The organism is Nocardia sp. NPDC051030, from assembly GCF_040683015.1.
GTDB lineage: Bacteria > Actinomycetota > Actinomycetes > Mycobacteriales > Mycobacteriaceae > Nocardia.
The window spans coordinates 171,048-192,111 of record NZ_JBFBCD010000007.1; the positions used below are offsets into that span (position 1 = coordinate 171,048).

At 65.4% G+C, this 21,064-nt stretch carries 15 protein-coding genes and 2 tRNA genes; 8 read left to right on the plus strand and 9 right to left on the minus strand.

Translation table 11 applies throughout. The annotated features are described in order from the left end of the window. Positions 1–91: 91 nt before the first annotated feature. On the minus strand, positions 92–1,099 hold the full coding sequence (locus AB0N05_RS24400; RefSeq protein ID WP_364698147.1) for a GGDEF domain-containing protein: 1,008 nt from the start codon (positions 1,097–1,099) through the stop codon (positions 92–94). A 394-nt stretch (positions 1,100–1,493) separates the two neighbouring features. On the opposite strand from AB0N05_RS24400, the gene AB0N05_RS24405 reads away from it, so the two are divergent. The 4 genes from AB0N05_RS24405 to AB0N05_RS24420 all read left to right on the plus strand — a co-directional run bounded on the left by AB0N05_RS24405 (position 1,494) and on the right by AB0N05_RS24420 (position 4,490). Then, positions 1,494–1,564: transfer RNA gene (locus AB0N05_RS24405), tRNA-Gly, on the plus strand. Between the two features lie 50 nt (positions 1,565–1,614). After that, positions 1,615–1,691 (plus strand) — tRNA-Pro (locus AB0N05_RS24410). Between the two features lie 153 nt (positions 1,692–1,844). Further along, on the plus strand, positions 1,845–3,242 hold the full coding sequence (locus AB0N05_RS24415) for a phosphatase PAP2 family protein (RefSeq protein WP_364698148.1): 1,398 nt from the start codon (positions 1,845–1,847) through the stop codon (positions 3,240–3,242). A gap of 87 nt (positions 3,243–3,329) precedes the next feature. Continuing rightward, entirely contained in the window at positions 3,330–4,490 is a 1,161-nt protein-coding gene (locus AB0N05_RS24420; RefSeq protein WP_364698149.1) for a glycosyltransferase 87 family protein, read from the plus strand. An 8-nt stretch (positions 4,491–4,498) separates the two neighbouring features. Here the strand turns inward: AB0N05_RS24420 and AB0N05_RS24425 are convergent, their stop codons facing one another. Continuing rightward, positions 4,499–5,251 carry an SDR family oxidoreductase gene (locus tag AB0N05_RS24425; protein ID WP_364698150.1) on the minus strand — a complete coding sequence of 251 codons (753 nt, stop codon included), beginning with the start codon at positions 5,249–5,251 and terminating at the stop codon, positions 4,499–4,501. 130 nt (positions 5,252–5,381) lie between these two features. Between AB0N05_RS24425 and ligA the strand changes: the two genes are divergently transcribed. Further along, complete coding sequence (gene ligA / locus AB0N05_RS24430; RefSeq protein ID WP_364698151.1) at positions 5,382–7,373, plus strand: NAD-dependent DNA ligase LigA; 1,992 nt, start codon at positions 5,382–5,384, stop codon at positions 7,371–7,373. Between the two features lie 162 nt (positions 7,374–7,535). Here the strand turns inward: ligA and AB0N05_RS24435 are convergent, their stop codons facing one another. From AB0N05_RS24435 to AB0N05_RS24465, 7 genes are all read right to left on the minus strand, one after another. Then, positions 7,536–9,476: a TniQ family protein gene (locus AB0N05_RS24435; RefSeq protein WP_364698152.1), complete on the minus strand. Its 1,941-nt coding sequence runs from the start codon at positions 9,474–9,476 to the stop codon at positions 7,536–7,538. Between the two features lie 7 nt (positions 9,477–9,483). Beyond that, the gene (locus AB0N05_RS24440; protein WP_364698153.1) at positions 9,484–10,725 is read right to left on the minus strand and encodes an AAA family ATPase; all 1,242 of its coding nucleotides are present in this window, start codon (positions 10,723–10,725) and stop codon (positions 9,484–9,486) included. A gap of 10 nt (positions 10,726–10,735) precedes the next feature. Next, complete coding sequence (locus tag AB0N05_RS24445) at positions 10,736–12,925, minus strand: hypothetical protein (RefSeq protein ID WP_364698154.1); 2,190 nt, start codon at positions 12,923–12,925, stop codon at positions 10,736–10,738. A 38-nt stretch (positions 12,926–12,963) separates the two neighbouring features. Next, on the minus strand, positions 12,964–13,611 hold the full coding sequence (locus AB0N05_RS24450) for a TnsA-like heteromeric transposase endonuclease subunit (RefSeq protein WP_364698155.1): 648 nt from the start codon (positions 13,609–13,611) through the stop codon (positions 12,964–12,966). Between the two features lie 473 nt (positions 13,612–14,084). Further along, positions 14,085–14,870 (minus strand): hypothetical protein, encoded by a 786-nt coding sequence (locus tag AB0N05_RS24455; RefSeq protein WP_364698156.1) that lies wholly within the window; start codon positions 14,868–14,870, stop codon positions 14,085–14,087. A 434-nt stretch (positions 14,871–15,304) separates the two neighbouring features. Beyond that, positions 15,305–15,964, minus strand: a complete 660-nt coding sequence (locus AB0N05_RS24460; RefSeq protein ID WP_364698157.1) for a DUF6461 domain-containing protein — start codon at positions 15,962–15,964, stop codon at positions 15,305–15,307. Positions 15,965–16,276: 312 nt separating this feature from the next. After that, a complete protein-coding gene (locus tag AB0N05_RS24465; protein ID WP_364698158.1) occupies positions 16,277–16,696 on the minus strand; it encodes a hypothetical protein in 420 nt (139 codons plus the stop codon). A 449-nt stretch (positions 16,697–17,145) separates the two neighbouring features. Between AB0N05_RS24465 and AB0N05_RS24470 the strand changes: the two genes are divergently transcribed. The 3 genes from AB0N05_RS24470 (at position 17,146) to AB0N05_RS24480 (ending at position 20,967) form a co-directional block, all read left to right on the plus strand. After that, on the plus strand, positions 17,146–18,660 hold the full coding sequence (locus AB0N05_RS24470; RefSeq protein ID WP_364698159.1) for an MFS transporter: 1,515 nt from the start codon (positions 17,146–17,148) through the stop codon (positions 18,658–18,660). A 216-nt stretch (positions 18,661–18,876) separates the two neighbouring features. Beyond that, a complete protein-coding gene (locus tag AB0N05_RS24475; protein ID WP_364698160.1) occupies positions 18,877–20,094 on the plus strand; it encodes a cytochrome P450 in 1,218 nt (405 codons plus the stop codon). Positions 20,095–20,223: 129 nt separating this feature from the next. Continuing rightward, positions 20,224–20,967, plus strand: a complete 744-nt coding sequence (locus AB0N05_RS24480; protein WP_364698161.1) for a 3-oxoacyl-ACP reductase family protein — start codon at positions 20,224–20,226, stop codon at positions 20,965–20,967. Positions 20,968–21,064 lie beyond the last annotated feature (97 nt).

Genomic DNA, 21,064 nt, shown 5'->3' on the forward strand with positions numbered 1-21,064 from the left:
CTTCACCCATCGAATGTCGTGGGTGGAGTGCCGGAAGCCTGGGTGAGGTCGATCCGAACCGCAGAACCTCTATCTGTGCCGGAGTTCGCCGTCAGCCCGCGACGGCCGCGTATCGAGAACGCGGCGCGCCTGGGTCGACCTCCTCAGCGTCCAGGTCGGAGACCGCGAATTGGCGTTTGCCCGCCGTCTTCGCCGAATACATGGCGCGGTCGGCGCTGCGCAGCAGGTCCGAGAAGTCGAAGTCCCGGCCCGGTGGGCAGAAGGCGGTGCCGACACTCGCGGAGGCGGGTACCGGGCCGGATGCCGTCGGGACCGGTTCGCACAGCGCCGACAGGACCCGCATGGCCAGCTCGCCCAGGGTATTGCGGCGGGCGGGCAAGGCGACCACGAACTCGTCGCCGCCGTAGCGCGCGATCACCGTCTCCGGCGGGCAACTCGAGCGCAGCCGCTGGGCGATGGTGACCAAGACCTCATCGCCGACCGAATGGCCGTAGCCGTCATTGATCTGCTTGAAGTCATCGAGGTCGATGAGCAGCAGACCCACTCCGCGCGCCGGATCCGTCGACATCACCCGCACCCGCTCCTGCAACAGCGAGCGGTTGGCCAGATCGGTCAGGGCATCGTGCGTGGCGTCGTGGCGCAGCCTGGTTTGCAGCGCCGCGATCTCCTGCACGCGCACCGACACCGCCTCGGACAGGCTGCGTTCCTGCTGGGCGAGGGCCCGCTGTTGCAGCGCCTCCGCATAGCTGTCGATGGCCTGGCTGGCGACGAACGACCAGCGGGTGGCGATCAGGGAGCCCGGGTTGCCCGGTGCGAGACCGAGCAGTGCCCGGCTGGCCGGGGCCAGCATGCGGGTGCGTTCGAATGGCGATTCCGCCAGCCGACGGCCTACCGCGCGGGCCGCTTGCACCGGAAACGGTTCGCTTCCGGCAAGTTCCAGCAATTCATCGAGGACACGGGCGAAGACGCGCTCCACCTCATCGGCCGGGATGGCGGGTCCGGCGCCCACGCCGGTTCCGCCGGGGTGCACTGCCCGCACCCATTCCCGGATGGTCGCGGTGACTACCGCGGTGGTTCGGGTATCGAGGCGCATGGGCATACTCGCTCACCCTGCGCAGATGGTGTCTGTGCCGGCACCGGTGCCGGTCAGGCCCTTCGGTTCGAGCTCACTGCCATGCGGTCGGGCACACATTCGATGCACGCTCACCGCCCCCTTTCCAGATACCCCCGTCCGGACAAAAAGGATCCTAGCAAGCCACCCGGCATCGAAAACCCCTGATTCAGAACAGGTTCCCGCTGCCTCGCGAATGGCGATCGGATGGTTGATCGCTGGCTACCGCCCGGTGTTACATCAATTTTCGGCATGTCCCCCACGACTCGCCGCCCCCTCGACCCGACCCGCTCCGACATGCACGAACAACCCTGGATTGGCATTCCGGGAGTGAGGTTCGGTACAGTGCTCAACGCACGCATCAACAACGGATGCGGTGCGCGCGGGTGTAGTTCAATGGTAGAACTTCAGCCTTCCAAGCTGATAGCGCGGGTTCGATTCCCGTCACCCGCTCTCTTCCCCTCATCTGTCGGGGAGCCCCGGCCAGTGCGGCCGGACGGGTACGGGGTGTAGCGCAGCTTGGTAGCGCATCCGCTTTGGGAGCGGAGGGTCGCAGGTTCAAATCCTGTCACCCCGACCATCTTTCGAGTCTTTCAAGATCCCTGATCAGCCGGGCTGACAGGTGGCGTATTCCACCGTTGGCCGAATGTGCAGACGATACGCGGTATGAGGGCTCGAGCACTGGTGATAACCGGAAGTTGTGCCTCCGTTTCCCGTATGTTAGGGATTTACGGTGCTGGTCGACAACGAGGTGAACGTTTCCGGCTCGTCGTTGTCCATCGACGAGGTCCGTTCCCGCGTCGTACCGGTCGCCGGATTGATCGTTGCGGTGGCGTTGCTGACGGCCGCGCAGGTGTGGGCTTCGATACATGGGACGCTCGGTCCGCTGCACAGTTTGCTCGATGATTACCTGGCCAATCCGCAGTCGGCGTTCGTGTCGTGGGCGGGGTTGGGACTGGCGTGCGTGGGGGTGCCCGCGCGCGTGAGGATCGTCAGCCTCGGTGGGGCGGCGGTGCTGGATCTGCTGACACTCGGAGTGCAGGCGGCGTGCGGGTGGCATGTGTCGATCGGGACCGGGCCGACACTGGCGCTGACGGCGCTGGTGGTGACCGTGTCCCGGTGGGACGGTCAGCGACGGCGGACGGCGTTGCACGCCATCGCGTTCGGGGTGCTGTTGATCATGGCCTCGAAGCTGGCCGATACCTGGCTGACGATCAGCATTGTCAATGGGCCGCGGGTGCTCGACCAATATGTCCAGCTTGCTGATCGGGCGCTGGGCGAACCGGCGTGGCTGGTGGGGCGGGCGCTCGAGGCCCTGGGGCCGGTGCCGTCGGCCGTGCTGCATGTGGTGTACATCCAGTTGCCGGTCGCTGCGGTGGTGGTCGCGGCATGGCAACTGCGCCACGTGACGACGAGTCCTTGGCCTCGGCACAATCTGCTGCGGACCTTCCTGGTGCTGGGTGTGATCGGCCCACTCGGGTATGTGCTGTTTCCGGTGGTCGGGCCGGTCTTCGCGTACGGGTCGCTGGGCCATGGGCTGCAGATCGGCGATTGGCCACAGGTGTGGCCCGCCATGACCTCGGTGCCGAAGCCGATGCTGTTCGATTCGGTGACCGCGCGCAATTGCATGCCGTCGATGCATACCGCCTGGGCCACGGCGCTGTTCATCCATTCCCGCGTCGGGCCGCGGTGGCTGCGCTGGGCGGGGGCGTTCTGGCTAGTGTGCACGTTGCTCGCGACGCTGGGCTTCGGCTATCACTACGGCTGTGACCTGGTGGCGGGCGCGGTGCTGTGCTTGACGGTGGAATCGGCGCTGCGCGAACCGGATCGCGGGTGGGACCGGTATCGGGTGCGCGTCGTGACGCTCGGGGCCGCGGTGCTGGCCGGTCTCCTGCTGTCCTACCGGTTCCTCGCGGTGACCATGGCGGAGTATCCGGTGGCGGCCGGATTCGCCGTGCTGGGCGCGCTGGCCGCCGTCATCGCGGTCTTTCATGCGACCTGGTTCGCCGCGCCGGACAGCCGATGGGCGCAGTGGGGTGGGCGCGACGCTTTCGATAGCACCGGAGTTGCTGCCGACTGGCAACTGGCGCAACAAAATCCGGACAACTCACGTGAAGTGCCGAAAGGTTAGTGTGTCTGCTTGATGATCACGATGTGGGCGGGGCAGCGCGGCTTGCTGCGCAAAACCAAAGCAGACGACCGAAGATACGTTCCCCGCGTGCCGATCGTGGTCGGAGTCCTGCTCTCGGTGTCGATCGCCTTGCTCTTCTCCGCGATGCACGGCTTCCTCGACTTGCAGATCTATCGGGTCGACACTCGCGCCTGGCTGTTCGACGACAGCGCGCTGTACGGCGCGACCATCCCGGTGGCGGGCCATACCGACCTGCCGTTCACCTATCCCCCGTCCGCGGCCATCCTGATGATTCCGCTGGCGATCATGCCCTTGTGGCTGGCCGAAATACTGGTAACCGCAAGTTCGCTCGCTTGTCTCGGGGTGACCATCTGGCTGGTGCTGTCCCGAGTTCGCCCCGACCTCGAGCTCCGCACGAAGGTCACGCTGGCCACCACCGCGGTCGTCGTCCTGATCGCCATCGAACCCGTCCGGACCACCTTGTGGTTCGGGCAGATCAACCTCGTGCTCATGGCGGCTGTGGCCCTCGATTGCCTCACCGAGAAACCACGCTGGCCTCGCGGCATGCTCATCGGTATCGCGGCGGTCACCAAGCTGACCCCGGCGGCCTTCGTGCTGTACTTCCTGATTCGCAAGGATTGGAAGGCCGCGGGCACGGCCGCGGCGACCTCGGCGGCGGTGGTGCTGGGCGGGTTCCTGCTGTTCCCCGACGAGTCGCGGCAGTACTGGTTCCACGCGCTGCGTGACACCAATCGCATCGGCTCACCCGACTATGTCGGCAATCAGTCCATCAAGGGCATGGTGTACCGGCTCGGCCTGACGAATTCGGCGGCCACCGCGGTGTGGCTCGGTGTCGGCCTGGTCATCGTGGGTGCGGGCGCGGTCTTGATGTATCACCTGTTCACCGAGCGGGCGGTGGTCGCCGCACTGTTCACCAATGCCGCGGTGCTGCTGCTGATTTCGCCGGTGTCGTGGACGCACCATTGGGTGTGGGCCGGTCCCGCACTGGTGGCCGCCATCGCGTGGGCGACCACCCGGACCGGGTACGCACCCTTCGCCACGATCGCCGTCTTCGCCCTGTTGTTCTTGATCGGGCCGGGAATCGTGCCCAATGGGAGACATCAGGAACTCGAATGGGCCTGGTGGCAGCACATTCCGGGAGATATCTACATTTTCGCCGCGTTCGCGCTGCTCGCGATCGGCGTCGGCCGGTTACTCAAGCAGCGCGCGCAACTGTCCCGGGTCTGAGACAGGGCTCAGAGCGCCATCTTTCCATTGTCGACGGTGTAGACCGCACCGTGGACGGCGGAGGCTTCGTCCGAGCACAGGAAGGCGATGACATTCGCGACCTGGGCCGGATCCATCAGGCCGCGGGCGGTCGCGGTCTTCATGATCAGGGCGTAGTCGGGGTCCTCGGGAAAGGTGAAGTTCTCGAGTAGCGGGGTGGTCATGCCGCCGGGGCAGACGGCATTCACACGGATGCCGCGGCCATCGAATTCGAGGGCCATGGCGCGGGTGAGTCCGATGAGTCCGTGCTTGGCGGCGCAGTATCCGGCCGAGTAGGCCTGGCCTTCCAGCCCCGCGATCGAGGCCACATTGACGATGCAGCCGCCCCGTTCGAGCAGGTGCGGCAGGGCGGCGCGGGAGAGGAAGAACGGCGCGCTCAGATTCACGGCCAGATCGCGTTCCCACTCCTGATCGCTGACCTCGGCGGTGTGCCGCATGGTGTGCGCGCCCGCCGCATTGACCAGAATGTCGATCCCGCCGAAGCGCTCCGCGCATGCCCGCGCGGCCTCGGTGCATGCGGCCGGGCTGGTGAGATCGGCGGCCAGCCATGCGTTTTCGGGTCCGTCCAGGGCGGCCTTCAGCCGCGCCTCGTCCCGCCCGACGCCGAAGACCCGCGCCCCGCCCTCGCTCAGCGACCGCGCCACGGCCTGTCCGAGCCCGGAGGACGCCCCGGTCACCAAGGCGACCCGGCCACCGAATCGTCCGGCATCTTCGCCCGCCATACCCGTCTCCCATTCCCTTACTAGGCGGCTCTCGAATCGGCCGCCAATTAGAACAGGTTCTAACCTAGCCCGAAACGGCTCGGCCGGTTCCTTTCGCAGGTGTCGGTGGGTATCGGTAGCGTCAGTCCCTGTGGAAACTGGGGAACGTATTCAGGAACTCGCGGATCGCATCGTGGCACTTCGGGAGGCCTACTATCAGGGCTCGCCGCTGGTCGCGGACGCCGAGTACGACGTCGTCGAGGATGAGCTGCGTGCGCTGATCGAGGCGCACCCGGAGCTCGCGCCCGAGCCGAATCCGCTGGAGCAGGTCGGTGCGCCCGGCGTACTGCACGCCCCGATCCGGCATTCGCGGCCGATGCTGTCACTGGAGAAGTCGACCAAGCCCGAGCAGGTCGCGGCCTTCTTCGATCGCTTCCCCGGCCAGTCGGTGGTGGTGATGCCCAAGCTCGACGGCCTGTCCCTGGCCCTGATTTTCGAGGACGGGCGGCTGGCGCGTGCCGTGACCCGAGGCGACGGCACCACCGGTGACGACGTCACCATGCTGGTCCGCGCGTTGGTCGACGGCATTCCCGAGAAGATCGACAGCCAGGGACGCGTGGAGGTGCGCGGCGAGGCGGTCATGCTGCGTTCGACCTTCGTCGCCTACAACAAGGCCCATCCGGACAAGCCGCTGATCAATCCGCGCAATGCCGCGGCGGGCACGCTGCGGGCGAAGGACCCGGCCACGGTCGCCGAACGCCGCCTGCAATTCTTCGGCTTCGACCTGGATAGCCCCGCCGAGGATGCCGCGGTCGACCTCGAGGAGGGGCTGCGCGGTCTGGGAATCGCGGGTGCGCGGATGGTCCACTGCGACAATGCCGAGCAGGCGCAGGCCGCGATCACCGCGATCGAGCAGGGTCGCAATGACCTGGACTACGACCTCGACGGCGCGGTGCTGCGGCTGGCGGATCGAGATGCCTACGCGGCGGCCGGAACTCGGTCGAACTCCCCGCGCGGCGCGCTGGCGTACAAGTTCGCCGCCGAGGAGAAGACCACTCTGCTGGCCGATGTGATCTGGGATGTCGGCAAGACCGGCAAGATCGTCCCGGTCGCATGGCTGGATCCGGTGTTCGTGGGCGGCACCACCGTCACCAAGGCCACGCTGGCCAACCAGGAGGTTATCCGCGCTCGCGATATCAAGATCGGCGATACGGTGCTGGTGCGCCGCGCGGGCGATGTGATCCCGTTCGTGGCGGGCGTGCTCGACGCATCCAAGCGCACGGGTGAGGAGCGCGAGATCGTGCCGCCCACCGCCTGCCCCTCGTGCGGGCAGCCGGTGACCGAGCAGGGCAATAGCCGGGAATTGTTCTGCACCAACGTTTCCTGCCCCGCGCAGACGGTGCGCAGGCTGATCCATTGGGCGTCGCGCGCGGCCGCGGATATCGACGCCATCGGCGGCGTGTGGATCGAACGCCTGGCCGAGGCGGGCATTCTGGAGAACCCGTCGGATTTCTACACCCTGACCAAGGAGCGCCTGCTCGAGTTCGATCGCGTGGGCGAGGTCTCGGCGACGCGCATGATCGACTCGATCGAGGCCAGCCGTCAGGTCGGGCTGCGCCGCGCACTCATCGGCCTGGCGATCCCGATGGCCTCCGACGGCACCGCCGCCCGCCTGGCCCGGGCGGGCTTCGGCTCCCTGGAGGAGGTCGCCGACGCGGGCGAGGAAAAGCTTGTGGCAGTGGAGGATATCGGCCCGAAGGTCGCCGCCTCCCTGGTCGCGCACCTCACCCGCCTGCGCCCGGAACTGGAACGGCTACGCGCGGCGGGCGTGTCCCTCGACGTGCGTGAGGAAGACCTGCCGCCGGTCATCGCGGCCGGTGCACCCCTGGAAGGTAAAACCGTCGTGATCACCGGCGCGATCAGCGACCCCCGCTCCGGCGAAAAGGTCGCCCGCCCGACATTCCAGCGCCTCTGCGAGAAGGCGGGCGCGACGGCGGCGTCCTCGGTCTCGGCGAACACCGACATGCTCATCACCGGTGCGGGAGTGGGCGACAGCAAGCTGGCCAAGGCGGAGAAGCTCGGCGTCCAGGTCGTCGACCAGGGCGAAATCTGGACCCTGCTGATCGAGGCCAAGGTCGTCTAGACCTCGCCCCGAGCTGAAACTCGGGTGTGACAAAGAGCGATAGTTGGCCAGGGTCCGCGCGGGTTCCGCAGGTAGCCATGGTGCGTCGGACGATAGTTGGCCACGACGTCGGACGCTAGTTGGCCAGTGACGGGGGTGGAGGGGCCGCGCCGAAGCTGCGGTTCAACCGGCAATTGGCTTCGGGTGATGTTCGGCTCGACAGTCGATCGTGTGGGCGAGTGTGGTTGCGAGACTGTCGAGCTCGGCCTTGAGTGTGATGTAGTAGGGCCCGGAACGGCGGCTGTGCATGTGGTGCCAGGAGCTGGTGAGCTGCCGTTTCCATGCTTGCTGGATCTCTGGTGGCTGCGTGGCTCGGATGGGTTGCGGTGCGAATAGGTGTTCCCCGTTGGTCAGCTGAACCCAGACGTAGATGGAGGCCAACTGGCGTTTGCGGTCTGTGAGTTCAGGTTCTGGCTGTGAACGGTGATCGGCTGGAAGCCGCAGGATCAGGTCGTTCCAGGTGCCATTGTCGATGAACCAGGTTTCCAGCGCTCGGCGTCGGCTCTGATAGTTGACCAGGGGTGTGGCGGGTTCGTCGAGTTCGGCTGCGAGAGCGGTCAGCGCGGTTTCGAAGCGGAGCGGATCGGGCTGTTGCTTCACGCTGACGTGAACGCGATGCGCCCCAGCGTAGATTCTGCCATTGTGCAGCTCTGTGTCGTGTCCTGCTCCGATTCCGAGGTATTCGGCGGCCTCGCCGAGGGAACCGCCAGCGACCATCTGCACCAGCTTGAGTGCGGCGGTGCGGCGCGTGAACATCGGATTGATACCGGCAGGTGCTTCGAAATGCCGTTCGTACCAGCTCTTGGGCAAGAACGCCGGGATATGTTCGGGTCCCCAGCGTTGTGGGCGGACGCTGGCGGCGCGACGGGCCCATGACCCACCCGCTTTGGCGAAACCACGAAGCAACGGTTCGCAGGCGGCTCGCATTCCTATCGACAGCGGGATCTGTGATCGTAAAAGTCGCTGTGCCCAGGCGGTCTTGCCCGCTCGGCTTGTGGTGGCGGGGAGTAACGGACGCAGGTATTCGCGGACCGTTTCCGCGTTGCCGCTGAGCAGGATTCGATCGGCGATATAGGTCAGAGCGGCTCTGGCGGCGGCGTCGGCAGGCGGCGGCCCGAACATGGTGCGTGGCTTGACTGAAGGGGTCTTGGCCGACCGGTCGGCAGCTCTGCGCAGCAGGATCGTGACATGTTCATCGATTGACGTTGCGGTTTCCTCTGACGGGCTCATGTGTCGCAGCGCAGGCCAAGTCAGAGTGACCAGCATTGTCACGGCCTGCAGATCAGCGAAGTAGCTGACCGGCTCCGTCAAGTGCCCGACGCTGAGTGTGCTGGCAGGACCGTCGAATTCGAGCAGTCCAAGAACCTTGTCCTGGAGGGCGACCAGTTCGGAACCGGCCGACCGGCGAAGTCGAGGACAGTCGAGTCTTGTGCCGCAGCAGGTGTCGTCGGCTCGGCCGTTGCGGAGGTTGAGCACCTGCCTGCATTGCGCGGGGTGGAGTATGACACCCATCGCGGGCAGCAGACCGTGACGGCCGGGCCGACGGTCGTGGACGAGTTGATCGCATTCGGGGCATCGATGTTCGAGCAGGCGCCGGTGCTTGGTGCAGGCGAAAACGACCGGCAGACGCCAGGCTCGGCGCCAGGCTCCTCCGAAAGCTTCCTGAATAGGGGTTCCGTCGCCGGCGAGGCATTCCGGGCAGTATCGCGTCGCCGGGGTCAGGAACCAGGGCGTGTTCAAAGCCTGCATGCCACCCGCGGCAATGTCTGTTGTCGTAGAGGGGAGCGGATATCGCCCGCGCAAACCGTTCAAGCCGAGTTGGGTGACCGCTTCGATCGGGAGCCTGGTCGTATGAGCGAAGGTCTGCCGGGATGGCTCGGGGATTTCGGTCAGCAGGCCGACCGTCGAAAAGACTCCGTTGCGCCGCGCTGTTGTCAGTCCCGTCACCTCCATCAGACGGGCCGGCGACTGATTGATCCGGTAGGACAGCCGCAGAACGAATCCCGGCAGCGACTCATCCGGTAGCGGCAGCAGGCTTCTTCCCAACGGTTCGGCGGTGGGCATGTATCGCTCAGCCTGCGCTTCCGGTTGCGGGGACACCTTTGTCGTCGAACACGGTGTTGCGTGGCTTGGACTTTTTTCGCGTCGGCGTCGCGGGTGTGGTTGGGATGTCGGGGATTTCGCCTGCGTCGGGGTCGAGATCGGACAGATCGTCGGGACTCAGCTGCAGAAGGTCGAGCAAGTCCGTGGTGATGTGTTCTTGGCCGGTCTCGATGGCATAGCGGCATCCAGCTTGGACGAGTTTCTTGACCAGGCCGACGATCCCCCCGGTGCGGCGGAACAGGTATTCGGGCATAGCGCCGTCGCTGAGCATGCCGTCATAGCCGTGCAGCAGCCGCAGTTGTTGCTCGATGCCCACCAGATGAGCGGTCCAGGCCGCCATGCCGGAGGGGGTGTCGTAGGTGAACCGATCGAGGTCGAGCAGGTCGAATCGCAGATCGGTCTGGCCGGGTGCGTCGTCGTTGCGGCTCTTGCCGCGGTCACGGACCGGCGGGAACAGCCAATGCCCGGTGCGGGGGTCTTTGCGGCCGTTGCGCAGCAATCCTGATCGGGGGATGCCGACACCGACGAGGATGAGTGTGACCGGCAGGCTCATCAGCTCGCGGATCAGGTCCAGCACGTCCTGGTCAGCTTCGCGGTGCAGTTTCAGTCGCGTGATGTCGTCGAGGACAAGGGCTTTGGTTCCGTGGTCGTAGATGGCGTTCTTGACCGTGCGGATGAGATCCTCTTGTCGCATGCCCTTGTAGGGCTCGCCGTAGAAGTCCAGAATCCGCTGGCAGGTGGAGATCGGGGTCGCCTTCACCGGGGTCCGGACGTAAGCGACAGGCGCGTGCTGATCCAGCGTCCCGGCCATTGCGGTGGGATTCTGGACGTAGAGGGCCAGCCATTCGTCTTCGAACGAGGCGATGATCTCGCAAATCGTTTCGGTTTTGCCCTGACAGCCACCACCGTTCAACATCACCCCTGGCCGTGTGTCGGGGCTGTGGTTGAAGGCGTTGTCCTCGATCAGCGCTCGGATCTTCCAGGACACGAACGCGCTCATCGGAGTTTCCTGAATCAGCAGGTTGGAGTGTGTCGCGATGCGGTGCAGATCGTGTAAACGCCGCTGCCGCGGTGTCATCCGCGAGTGATCCTCGGCGGTGATGATCGGGGCGGGAACGAAGTCTCGACGGGTCAGCCGCCACCGGTTCCAGCCAGCCCAGACGGTGCGATCAGGGACCGGACCAGGCAGAAACAGTGCCGGACCGGTCATTTCGCATCTTTCATTCCAGCTTCCACGGCGTGGTCTTGTTCGTTCTCGTCGGGTAGGACCAGCAGGCTGGTGCGGCGTAGGCGCTCTCCCAATCTGCCTGGTGGCCTCGGCCGCGTCGGCACTGCTTGCTCACGGCGATGGCGTCGTTCGGCGTTGACGGCGTCCTCGGTGTCGCGGGCCTGTTTAGGCCATCGCAACGCCACCACCTGCCCCTGGTTGTCGTCGGCGGGGGCGCTAATTCCCGGTCGTTGCGTGCGGCGTCGCCTTGGGCTGCTTGGCGGGCGGTGCTGGTGCGCTGTGTTTTGCTCATCCGTGTCGGCCAGGCATCGACGGGGATATCGGCGCCGAGCAACTCCAGCAGCACCGGCAGCAGTTCGGCGTCGCTGTGCGGGGACAGACCCCGGCGACGGACTTGACGCAGCAGCTCATCGGCAGTGATCGAGGAAAACGCTGGGACTTCTCCTTCTGGGGGTAATCCGTTCCAGCGCAGCGTGTGCCATTCGCTGGTGTTCTCGTCCTGGAAGAACACCATGCGACGGTCCCGACGGTCCGACCGGATCAGCCACTTGCCTTTGTGTTTTCCGCCCCGTGTCGAAGGCTTGCTGCCATCAGGCAGTGCTGGACCCCAGTACCACAGTCCGGAGATCTTCACCCCGCGCCGACCGTGGATATCGACGTAGTGGGGTTTGAGCAGCCGGTAATACAACTGTGGATCCGGAATCTGAAGGGAGACACCGCCTTGCGACATCGCAGCCGCGAACAACGTATTCGGGGAATGCTGTTCACCCGGCCCCCAGGCTGGTGCATACTCACCCAAGGCCCGGTTCTGCCAGATCTGGACGATCCAGGTGGCGATCTTGTGCTCCATCTGCGAGATGGTCAGTACCGCATCGGATTCCGGATCGACACCGCGGTCGGCGACATCGACACCGGTGTAGCCGGGCAGCTCTTCGAACAGCAAGCTGCGGATTGCGCCGAATGCCCGCTCGACCGCCTGCTTGTCGGTAGGACGCAGCACCCGAGCTGGGAGAATGTTGCAGCCCAGCTCACGTTCAGCCTGAACGAGACTGTGATTCTTGTAGACGGACCCGTGGTCGGTGGTCACCGTTTCCGGGGAGAAGAACGGCAACCCCGCGACCCGGTGGCCGGCGAATTCGGCGACCACCGCGGCGGGGACGCCCGGGTAGGGCCATTCCATGTCCTCGCCCCACCCGTCGCGCATCGGCAGCGGCATCATCACATCGCGCAGCACCATCGCGATGTCGACCGATGTGTCCGACACCAGCGTCAACCGGAACGCCACCAGAGAATGGGTATAGACATCCAAGGCCAGACTCAGGTGAACTGACACCGGGTCGCCGAACACCGTTTCGCGTACTTTTACCGGCAGCACCGTAGTGTCCAGCGCGACCACCTGCCCCGGCCGATGGACAACGACGTAGGTGATGCCTGTGTCGACCGCGGCCGCCGAGCGGACATAACGCTGACGCGCGCCGCCGGGCCCGAACCATTCCGACCAGACCGCCCGCAGCGTGTCGTAGCTGGGAATCGTGACTTCCGGTCCGTGCTTTTCGAGAACGTACTGATGAATAAGTCTGTCCTTGGCGCGCATGCTCATTCGCGATCGGTGCAGGCTCTCGGCCCGGACCGCGAAGATCGCTTCGCGCACTGGTTCGCTGATGCTCGGATGCCCGCCACCGGCCCGCAGCCAACGCCCGTCGACGCACCCGGCGAAACCTTCGGTGCGCCAGGCGGCAGCCAGCCGCCGCAGGGTGCGTTCGCTGAGATTGGCCAACCCCAGCACCGCCAACTCCTCTGCACCCAACGCTGCCAGTTCGGCGACCTTGGTTCGTCTGCGCTGCGTCAGCGCGGTCTGCTCCGGGTCGTAGGCCGGACGCGGTTCACCAGGAGCACGACGGCATGGATCCCCGGAGCGAAAGCCGGTTTCGGCTTCCAGCGCGTGCGCCAGCCGGATGTGCAGGCGGTCTTGCTGCTCTGAAGTCAGGTCGGTTCGCACCGCGAGCTGTCCAGATCGTGGATCCTTCACCACCACACTGGAAACCACACGGCAGTCCGGGTGGAACATCAGCCACCGGAACGTGCGGGACTCGACAGCCCCGCTAGCAGACCGCACCAGAAACCGGCCGTGTTCGGCCTGAATCTCCTGAACAGTCCAGTCCAGGCCGTCGAACCGCAGCACCGCCCCAACCGTCAGCTCCAGCAATCCACGCTGGTCACTCACCGTGCCGTCTCCGACGCGGCGAACACCAAGGTCTCGTCGGCCAGCGGGCTGCCCAGCTCGATGCCGAGGCGGCGATGCCACAACAAGTGCAAAGCGTGAGCCCGCGCCACCGCCGGGAGCGAGGTCGAGTTCACCAGATCCGCAAACAGCCGAGGACCCACGACCACCGCACTGAGCAGCTGATCTTCCAGGCCGAGGCGGTCGATCAGCTCACGTCGCTGCGCCGAGAAGGCATCCAGCACGCTCACCACATGCGGGGCCCACCCGGCGACCACACTGTAGGACCAGTCATTGACCAGCGCTGCTTCTTTCGCGGCCACGAACTTCGTCATGTCATCGTCGCCGATCAACCCGGCCGGGCGGACATCGAACAACCACCCAGAACCGTCCTGCGACACCGCCAGATAGTCCGGGACATGCTCGCCGCGGCGGCCCGCTGAGGTCTCGAACGACAGCCGAAACGGTTGCGGCAGAACCTCGATCACCTCGCCGGCGAAATCCAGTGCGAGCAGCAGCCGCTGTTCCTCGAGTGACTCGAAACCATGGTGACGTCCAGTGGACACCAGGAACTGCAACCCCGGCCGGTGCTTCTGCCGCGCACCCCAACCGAACCGCCGCACCGGCTGTAACCCCTCGATGGGCATCGTGGCCAGATCTCGTACCGCACAGGAGATCTCATCTCCCCGAGACTGCCACGACGCGACCCACCGAGACGTCCACCCCGACCCGCAACTCAGCCGATGCCGCACCGAATCGGGCAAATCAGCGACTACGATCAGATCACCCACACGGCACCGGTCCGAACGCACCGCCACACCGTAACCTGTTGTTCGCCAATGCGTTTCAAAATTACAAAGACCACATTGCGACCCCCAGCTATAGATGGCGGTTGCCCGGCAAACGGCCTGCTGGTTTCGGGAAGTTCCCAGGTGTAGTTGGCGACTGTTCCCAGATCTTTTGGCGGCTGGGTACGTTATCCGGATCGGTGACCTTGCGAACGCGCGGTAGTAGCCGATTTCCGTGCACCGAAATGGAGTCGGTAACGATCTCATGTGAAGGGGGGCGGGGGCGGTTCAGCTACCTGCGCCGAGCGCTTCCCGTGCTGGCTTCCGGTCGGTCATCGGTCTCGGTAGGGCTGGCCAGGGTACTCGAATGGTCGCTGATCACGGCGCTCCAGCGCGGCCATCGCCCACTTCATCTCCGAATGCTCGGCTGCACGAGGGAAATGGTCTCGGACCTCCCCGGCCGTGATCGGTGGTGCGTCCACTCGCGCGATGCGCAGCACCGTCGGGGCGAGCTCTTCGGCACGGTAGGCCGCGAGCTTGTGGTGTCCGTCGAGAACGAAACCACTCCATAGGTTTTCGGCGCCGGCACGCAGGGCGATGACCACCGGCCGTGCGCCCTGGCGGAGTGCCGCGCGATACCGCTCAACCGCCCCGGTGTCGGTCGGCGGCCAGTCTTCGGTCGGTATCAGCCAGTCCTCCAACGGGTAAATGCCACTCGGCTCGTCGGCCTTGGGTCGGCTGATGCCCCACTTCGTCGAGCTGTACCAATCCTGGAAGCCTTCGACGATCCGGTTGGTTACCGGTTCGGGGGATCGCAACTCGTAGCGACCGTCGGCCATCAGCGTGAGCAGCGGCGCGAGAATTTCGGCGAGGCTCCCATTGCTGTAGCCCTCAGTGGTCAGGTCACGCAAAGCCTGCAACTCTTCGGGCCGGGGCGCTCGCTCCGGCGCCCGCACAACCAATCGGCCGATGCTGCCGGCGAAATCGGCTATATCCAGCCCCGCCGCGTTCCCACCCAAATAGAGCAGGCTTTGACCGTACTGCCCGTGCGATCCACAATCGCCCCGGACATCGATTACTCCCGCGCCTTCTGTCACGTCGACGACCTCGATGTTCACCTGCTGGACCGTACCCTGCGACGACTGCCGAAAGGGTCCGAGCCATCACGGAACCAGAACTTGCGGCCGACCACCAAGGTAGCGACCGCGCGGGCGGATCTCCCGGGACATATCCGAACGATGGCGAGAACCACTGTCGCACGCACGCGCTTGCTCAAGCCGGTACGCGCAGCCAGCATCGCGAGATCATCTGCGGCGCAGTACATCCTCTTCTGCCGAATACAGGATGGTTTGAACGCGCCAGTATCGAGAATCAAACGATTTCACGGCACCACCAGAAAGTGCGCACGTGTCGAGCGCATGCAAGAGGGCAACTTCACCCAGCGGAGTGTTCGGCTGGTCGTGCCACCGCCGCCTTACCCCATACCTACGTCGGGTACCTGCGGTGCTGTGGGGGTGTCGGTAAGAAACGTGTCACCTGGTTGATGAGGCTGTCATGAATGTGCGGGTGCCCATCGGTGATCGACAGGTCCGATGAGCAGCGGCTGGTCCAGCATGTCTGCCGTGAACGACACTCCAGTGACCTTCGCCGCCAGGGCGAAGGCTCTCGGCACGCCGGTGCTGACGCTGATGTCCCAGGCGTCCGAATCGCTCTCGGGTTCATCTTCATCGGCGTCATAAATGTAGTCATCGTCGGTCATGTCCAGCTCCATGCCCAGCTCGCGCATGTAGTCGTTGAGCCGATCGGGGTCGCAACCCCAACGGATATGCGGATACCAGAGTCGGTGGCCGGTCACGATCTTTCCGTCGATCGCATACGCGAGGCTGTGCACGGCGTAGTCGTGTCGAGTGATCGCCAGTACCTCACAGTGTCGCGATAGTTCCGCCAGCATTTTGTCGTCAGTCATCCACCACCCGTACGGTGCGATGGCCACGCTCCATGCACCGGCCCGAAACACGCCCACGTGACCGTCGCTGAGCTCTTCGAAGTCCGACTCCTGGCCGGAGTCGGCGCCGTTGCTGAAGCGGCGCACCACCGCCGCCGGTTCCAGGTTTCGGAAAAAGGCGATGCTGAAGATCACACCCAGCGGGCCCGCTTGGCTCTCGGATGCGTTGAGCCACTGAAATGGGGCCAGGGGATCGGTTGTCGCCATATGGGTCATGGTGGCAGACTCCACCGACAACCATTCGATCGTCTGGATGGCCTGATCACTGTTCTCAGCGCGGACTTCCCGTGCTCCGTTGACGTCCGACAGGCTCGCCGGCCTGATCCGCGAGGGTCAGCAGGTCACCGGACTTGCTGCCACTGGCGACCATTCTTGCTGCGCAGGCGAGGTGGCCCCCGGCACCGAGCACATCGGATCGACATCCGGGACCGCCCGAAAGCACTGAAATGCCGCTGAGCGCGCTGTTTGAATCGGCCACACCGCGGCCCGCCGAACATCCGGTACTGCCGGGTGTGCCGGTCACGGAGCAGGTGTGTGTCCTGCATGCACCGAATCACGTTGCTCGTCGATCCGGCGGCGAATCTCGTCCCACGACAGGGGCAATTCGTCCGCTGACGCGGTAAAGAATGCGAAGGTGGCTTCCCGCATGACTTTTCGCTTGCGCGCGACGGTCGACTTGTGCGGCTCGGCTCCCGCATAGGCGTAGATGGCCGACTTGTCGGTCCATGCCGAGTAGGTCCAGAACGTGCCCTTCAAAATCTGCGCTTTCAAGGCGAGACCCAGAACTCCTGGTGAGCGACGGGCCTGCCGCCACAGCGCCAGCGAGGCGATCAAAAAGCCGGGCGCGTTGAGCAGCGACTTGACCTCGAGACGTGAGGCCATGCATTGGACCTCGGGCGTGGTGGGCGTGCAGACAGTCATCCAGGGAATCGTGGGCATGGACCGCTCTTTCGGTCGAGGGGACGACGGATCGCCGGTTGATCGCAATATTCCACAGTGGAATGTTGCTTGTCAACGGCGCGACGCTCTCGCCCGAACGCGCTGCTATGTCTGCGGGTTCAGGCGGTCATCGCACCGACGGCGCGCCCCTGATACACCCCGAGCCGCCAACAAAGTCTGGGAACCGCCGTCTATAGCTGGGGGTCACACACATTGGAACGACCGACACCGATGAGTGGCCAACTACCGTTCTGAGTGGCCAACTATCGCTCGTTGTCACATCGGGGCATACCAATCACTTCCACGAACTGTTCACCCCGGCGTGTCATCGACCGCCGGGGTACAGGCGTTGGCCGGTACCTCGCAGCCAATCCGCCTCGAGCCCTTGACAGATCACCCAAACCCGAAGTTACTATATTTTCGAACTGACTACGACTTTGGGAGTTGGGATGGAAGTCACCTCTACGCGCCGATGGCTCATCATGGGCGCGATCGCCTTGGCCACCTTGACCGTCGGTCTCGACACCACCGTGCTCAATGTCGCCCTGCCGACACTGGCACGCGAGATCGGCGCGGACACCGCAGGCCTGCAATGGTTCAGCACCTCCTACACCCTGACCCTGGCCGCGCTCATGCTTCCCGCGGGAGGGCTGGGTGACCGGTTCGGCCGCAAGCGCGTCTTCATCGGCGCGCTGATCCTGTTCGGAATCGCTTCCGCCGGTTGCGCGATGGCGCACGCACCCTGGCAGCTGATCACCGCCCGCGCGGTGCTCGGTATCGGCGCCGCGGCGCTCATGCCGCTCTCCACCGCGGTGATCGCCGTGGTGTTCCCGGATCCGGCCGAGCGCGGCCGGGCCATCGGCGTCACCATGATGATGGTCATGCTCGGCATGCCGCTCGGCCCGATCCTGGGCGGGGTGCTGCTGAAGTACTTCTGGTGGGGCTCGGTCTTCCTGATCAATGTCCCGATGGTCATTTTCGCCATTGCCGCGATCGCCACCCTGCTTCCGGAATCGCGCAGCACGGTGCGGCACCGGCTGCACCTGCCCAGCATCGTGCTGTCCAGCGTCGGATTGCTCGGCCTGACTTACGGTTTCATTCGCATCGGCGAGGAGGGCTGGGGCAATGGCGCGGCCTGGGGAGCGCTGGCCGGCGGTCTGGCCCTGCTCACCGCGTTCGTGCTGTGGCAGCGCCGCCTCGATGAGCCGCTCATCGATCTCGGCCTGTTCAATAATGACGGATTCCGCTGGGGCGCGGTGTATTCGGTCTTCATGAGCTTCTCCATGTTCGGCCTGATGTTCACCATCCCGCAGTACATCCAGTCGGTGCTGGGCGCGGATGCGCTCGGCAGCGGTCTGCGACAGCTGCCCCTGGTGGCGGGCATCATCCTGGCCACGCGCCTGGTCGACAAGCTCGAGCATCGCGGGCCGCGGCCGTCCTTGCTGATCGGCTTCAGCCTGCTGGCGGTGGGTGCGGGCATCGGGTCGCTGACCACCGCGCACACCGGCTACTGGTTCGCGGTGATCTGGATCGTGATCGTCGGCGTGGGGCTCGGATTCGTCATGCCGACCTCGGTGGCCATGGCGGTCGGGGCCCTGTCGAAGGACCGCGCCGGATCCGGGTCCGCACTGCTGAACGCCATGCGGCAGGCCGGCGGCACGATCGGCGTGGCCGTGCTCGGGACCGTGCTGGCCACGCGCTACCGGTCGGAATTGGGCTCGCTGAACCAGCATCCGATCTCCGATGGCGTGAGTCCGGGTGTCAATGTCGCCCGCGCCGCCGGTGATACGGACATGCTCGACCATATTCGCACCGCGTTCATGGGCGGCATGGGTTCGCTGCTGCTGGTCTGCGCCGGCATCTGCATCGCGGCCGTCTGCCTGCTGCTGGCCACCGGCCGCCGCGGCGCGCCCGCTCCGGCCCAGTCCAGCCCCGATACGACGGAAGCCGTTGCCATCGTCTGATATTCACCATCCCTGCGATCACCACGGATCCCGGTCCGGCGCCGCGCGGCGTCGGACCGGGATCTTTCACCTGCCCGGTCGCCGCTTTACCATTCGGCCGAATGTCAATTGTTTCCCAGGTATTCCGCAAGAAGAATTGGAATCCCTCTGAATTCCTTTGTCGTGCAACCGGATTAGGCTCATCTCGTACGGAATGCACGAAGGATTCGAGGAAATATGACAACGACCGAGCGCGAAACAGAACTTCCCGACTTCCCCATCCCGCGCGGCTGCCCGTTCGCCGCCCCGCCGATCTACGACCAGCTCCGTACCGAATCTCCCATCAGTCGCGTGCGCATGCGGGACGGCGAGTCCGCCTGGCTGCTCACCCGGCATGAAGACGTTCGCGCGGTACTGTCCGATCCCCGCTTCAGCGCGAACAAGGCGGCGCCCGGCTTCCCGGTGTTCATGGCCGGCCAGAAGGAGGGCTTGGCCCAGCACTCGCCATTCCTGGTCAATATGGACGGCGATGCGCATACGGCGGCCCGCCGCCCGCTCATCAGCGAATTCTCCACTCGGCGCATCAATTTGCTGAGGCCGCGGATTCAGCAGATCGTGGACGAGCTGATCGACAGAATGCTGACGCTGCCGCGCCCGCTGGATCTCGTCGGCGAACTGGCGCTGCCCATTCCGTCGTCGGTGATCGCGGAATTGGTGGGCGTTTCCGATGACGATTTCGAATTCTTCCAGCAGATCACGGTGAAGGGCGTCCGGCGCGAGACGACCGATCAGCAGCAGGAGAACATCGCGATCGCCCTGCGCGACTTCATGACCAAGCTCGTGGAGGAGAAGGAGGTCGAGCCCGGCGATGATCTCGTGAGCCGCCAGATCTCCCAGCAGCGGGCCATGCGGGACGACGTGGACCGCAGCGGCCTGGTCAGCATGGCCATTCTGATGCTCATCGCCGGACACGAGACCACCGCGAACATGATCTCGCTGGGCGTCTATACCCTGCTGTCGAATCCGGACCAGCTCGCCGCAATGGCGGCCGCGCCGGACAAGGTTCCCGCGGCGGTCGAGGAACTGCTGCGCTACTACTCGATCATCGACTTCGGTCCCCCGCGGCTGGCCCTGGAGGATGTCGAGGTCGGCGGCGTGCTGATCAAGGCCGGTGAGGGCGTCATCGCCTCCGGTTTCGCCGCGGGCCGGGACGGCGAGATCTTCGCCGATCCCGAGAAGTTCGATATCGACCGCGACGCGCGCCTGCACGTGGCCTTCGGATACGGCGCGCATCAGTGCCTGGGCCAGAACCTGGCGCGGGCGGAATTGCAGATCACCCTCGAGACGCTGTTCCGGCGAATTCCCGAGCTGCGGCTGGCGGCCGACCCGTCCGAATTGCGTTTCAAGAGCGACGCTTTGGTGTACGGGCTGCACGAGCTGCCGGTCACCTGGTGACCCCCGCCGGTCAACGAGGCCCGACGGGTGATCGGGAGCGGCCCGGACCGAGCCCGGGCCGCTCCCGCCGACCGGTGCGCCGCGCATCGTGTCGAATCATGGACGCGCACAAGGAAATGTAGGTGCAACATGGCCGATTTGAGCGGCAAAGTCGCGCTCGTCACCGGCGGGAGCAGAGGAATCGGGGCGGCCGTCGCGCGGCGGCTGGCAGCGGACGGCGCGGATGTCGCCATCACGTTCGTCCATTCGGAGGATGCGGCACGAGACATGGTGGCGGAGTTGGTGAGTGGCGGCCGGCGGGCGCTGGCCATTCGCGCCGATGCCGCCGATCCCGAGGCCACGACCGCCGCGATCGACCTGGCGGCAGCGGAATTGGATGGCCTGGACATCTTCGTCAACAATGCCGGAATCCTGGCGGGCGGCCCGCTGGCGGAGCTCACACTCGCCGATATCGACCAGATCCTGTCGGTGAATACCCGTGCGGCCCTTCTGGGTTCGCAAGCGGCGAGCAGGCATCTGCGCGACGGCGGGCGCATCGTGGTGGTCGGCAGCATCGGCGCGCACTGGTTCCCGCAGCCGATGGGGACGCTGTACGGCATGAGCAAGGCGGCACTCACCGGCCTGGTGCGGGGTCTGGCACGTGATGTCGGACCGCAGGGCGTCACGGTGAATCTCGTGGAACCGGGCCCGATCGAGACCGACATGCTCGATGACGATGCCGGGCCCATGGATGTGCCCCTGCTGCCGCTCATCGCGATGGGCCGCTTCGGAAAACCCTCCGAGGTCGCCGCATTGGTCGCCTTCCTCGCAGGTCCCGAATCCGGGTTCATCACCGGCTCGACCATCCGGATCGACGGGGGCATCACCCTCTGATCCGATCGACTCCGTACCCCGGAGACCCCTCGCGGCTCGCCGTCACCTGAACCAGGTGGCGGCGAGCCGCTTTTCGGCGTTGGCCCGGTTCGGCATT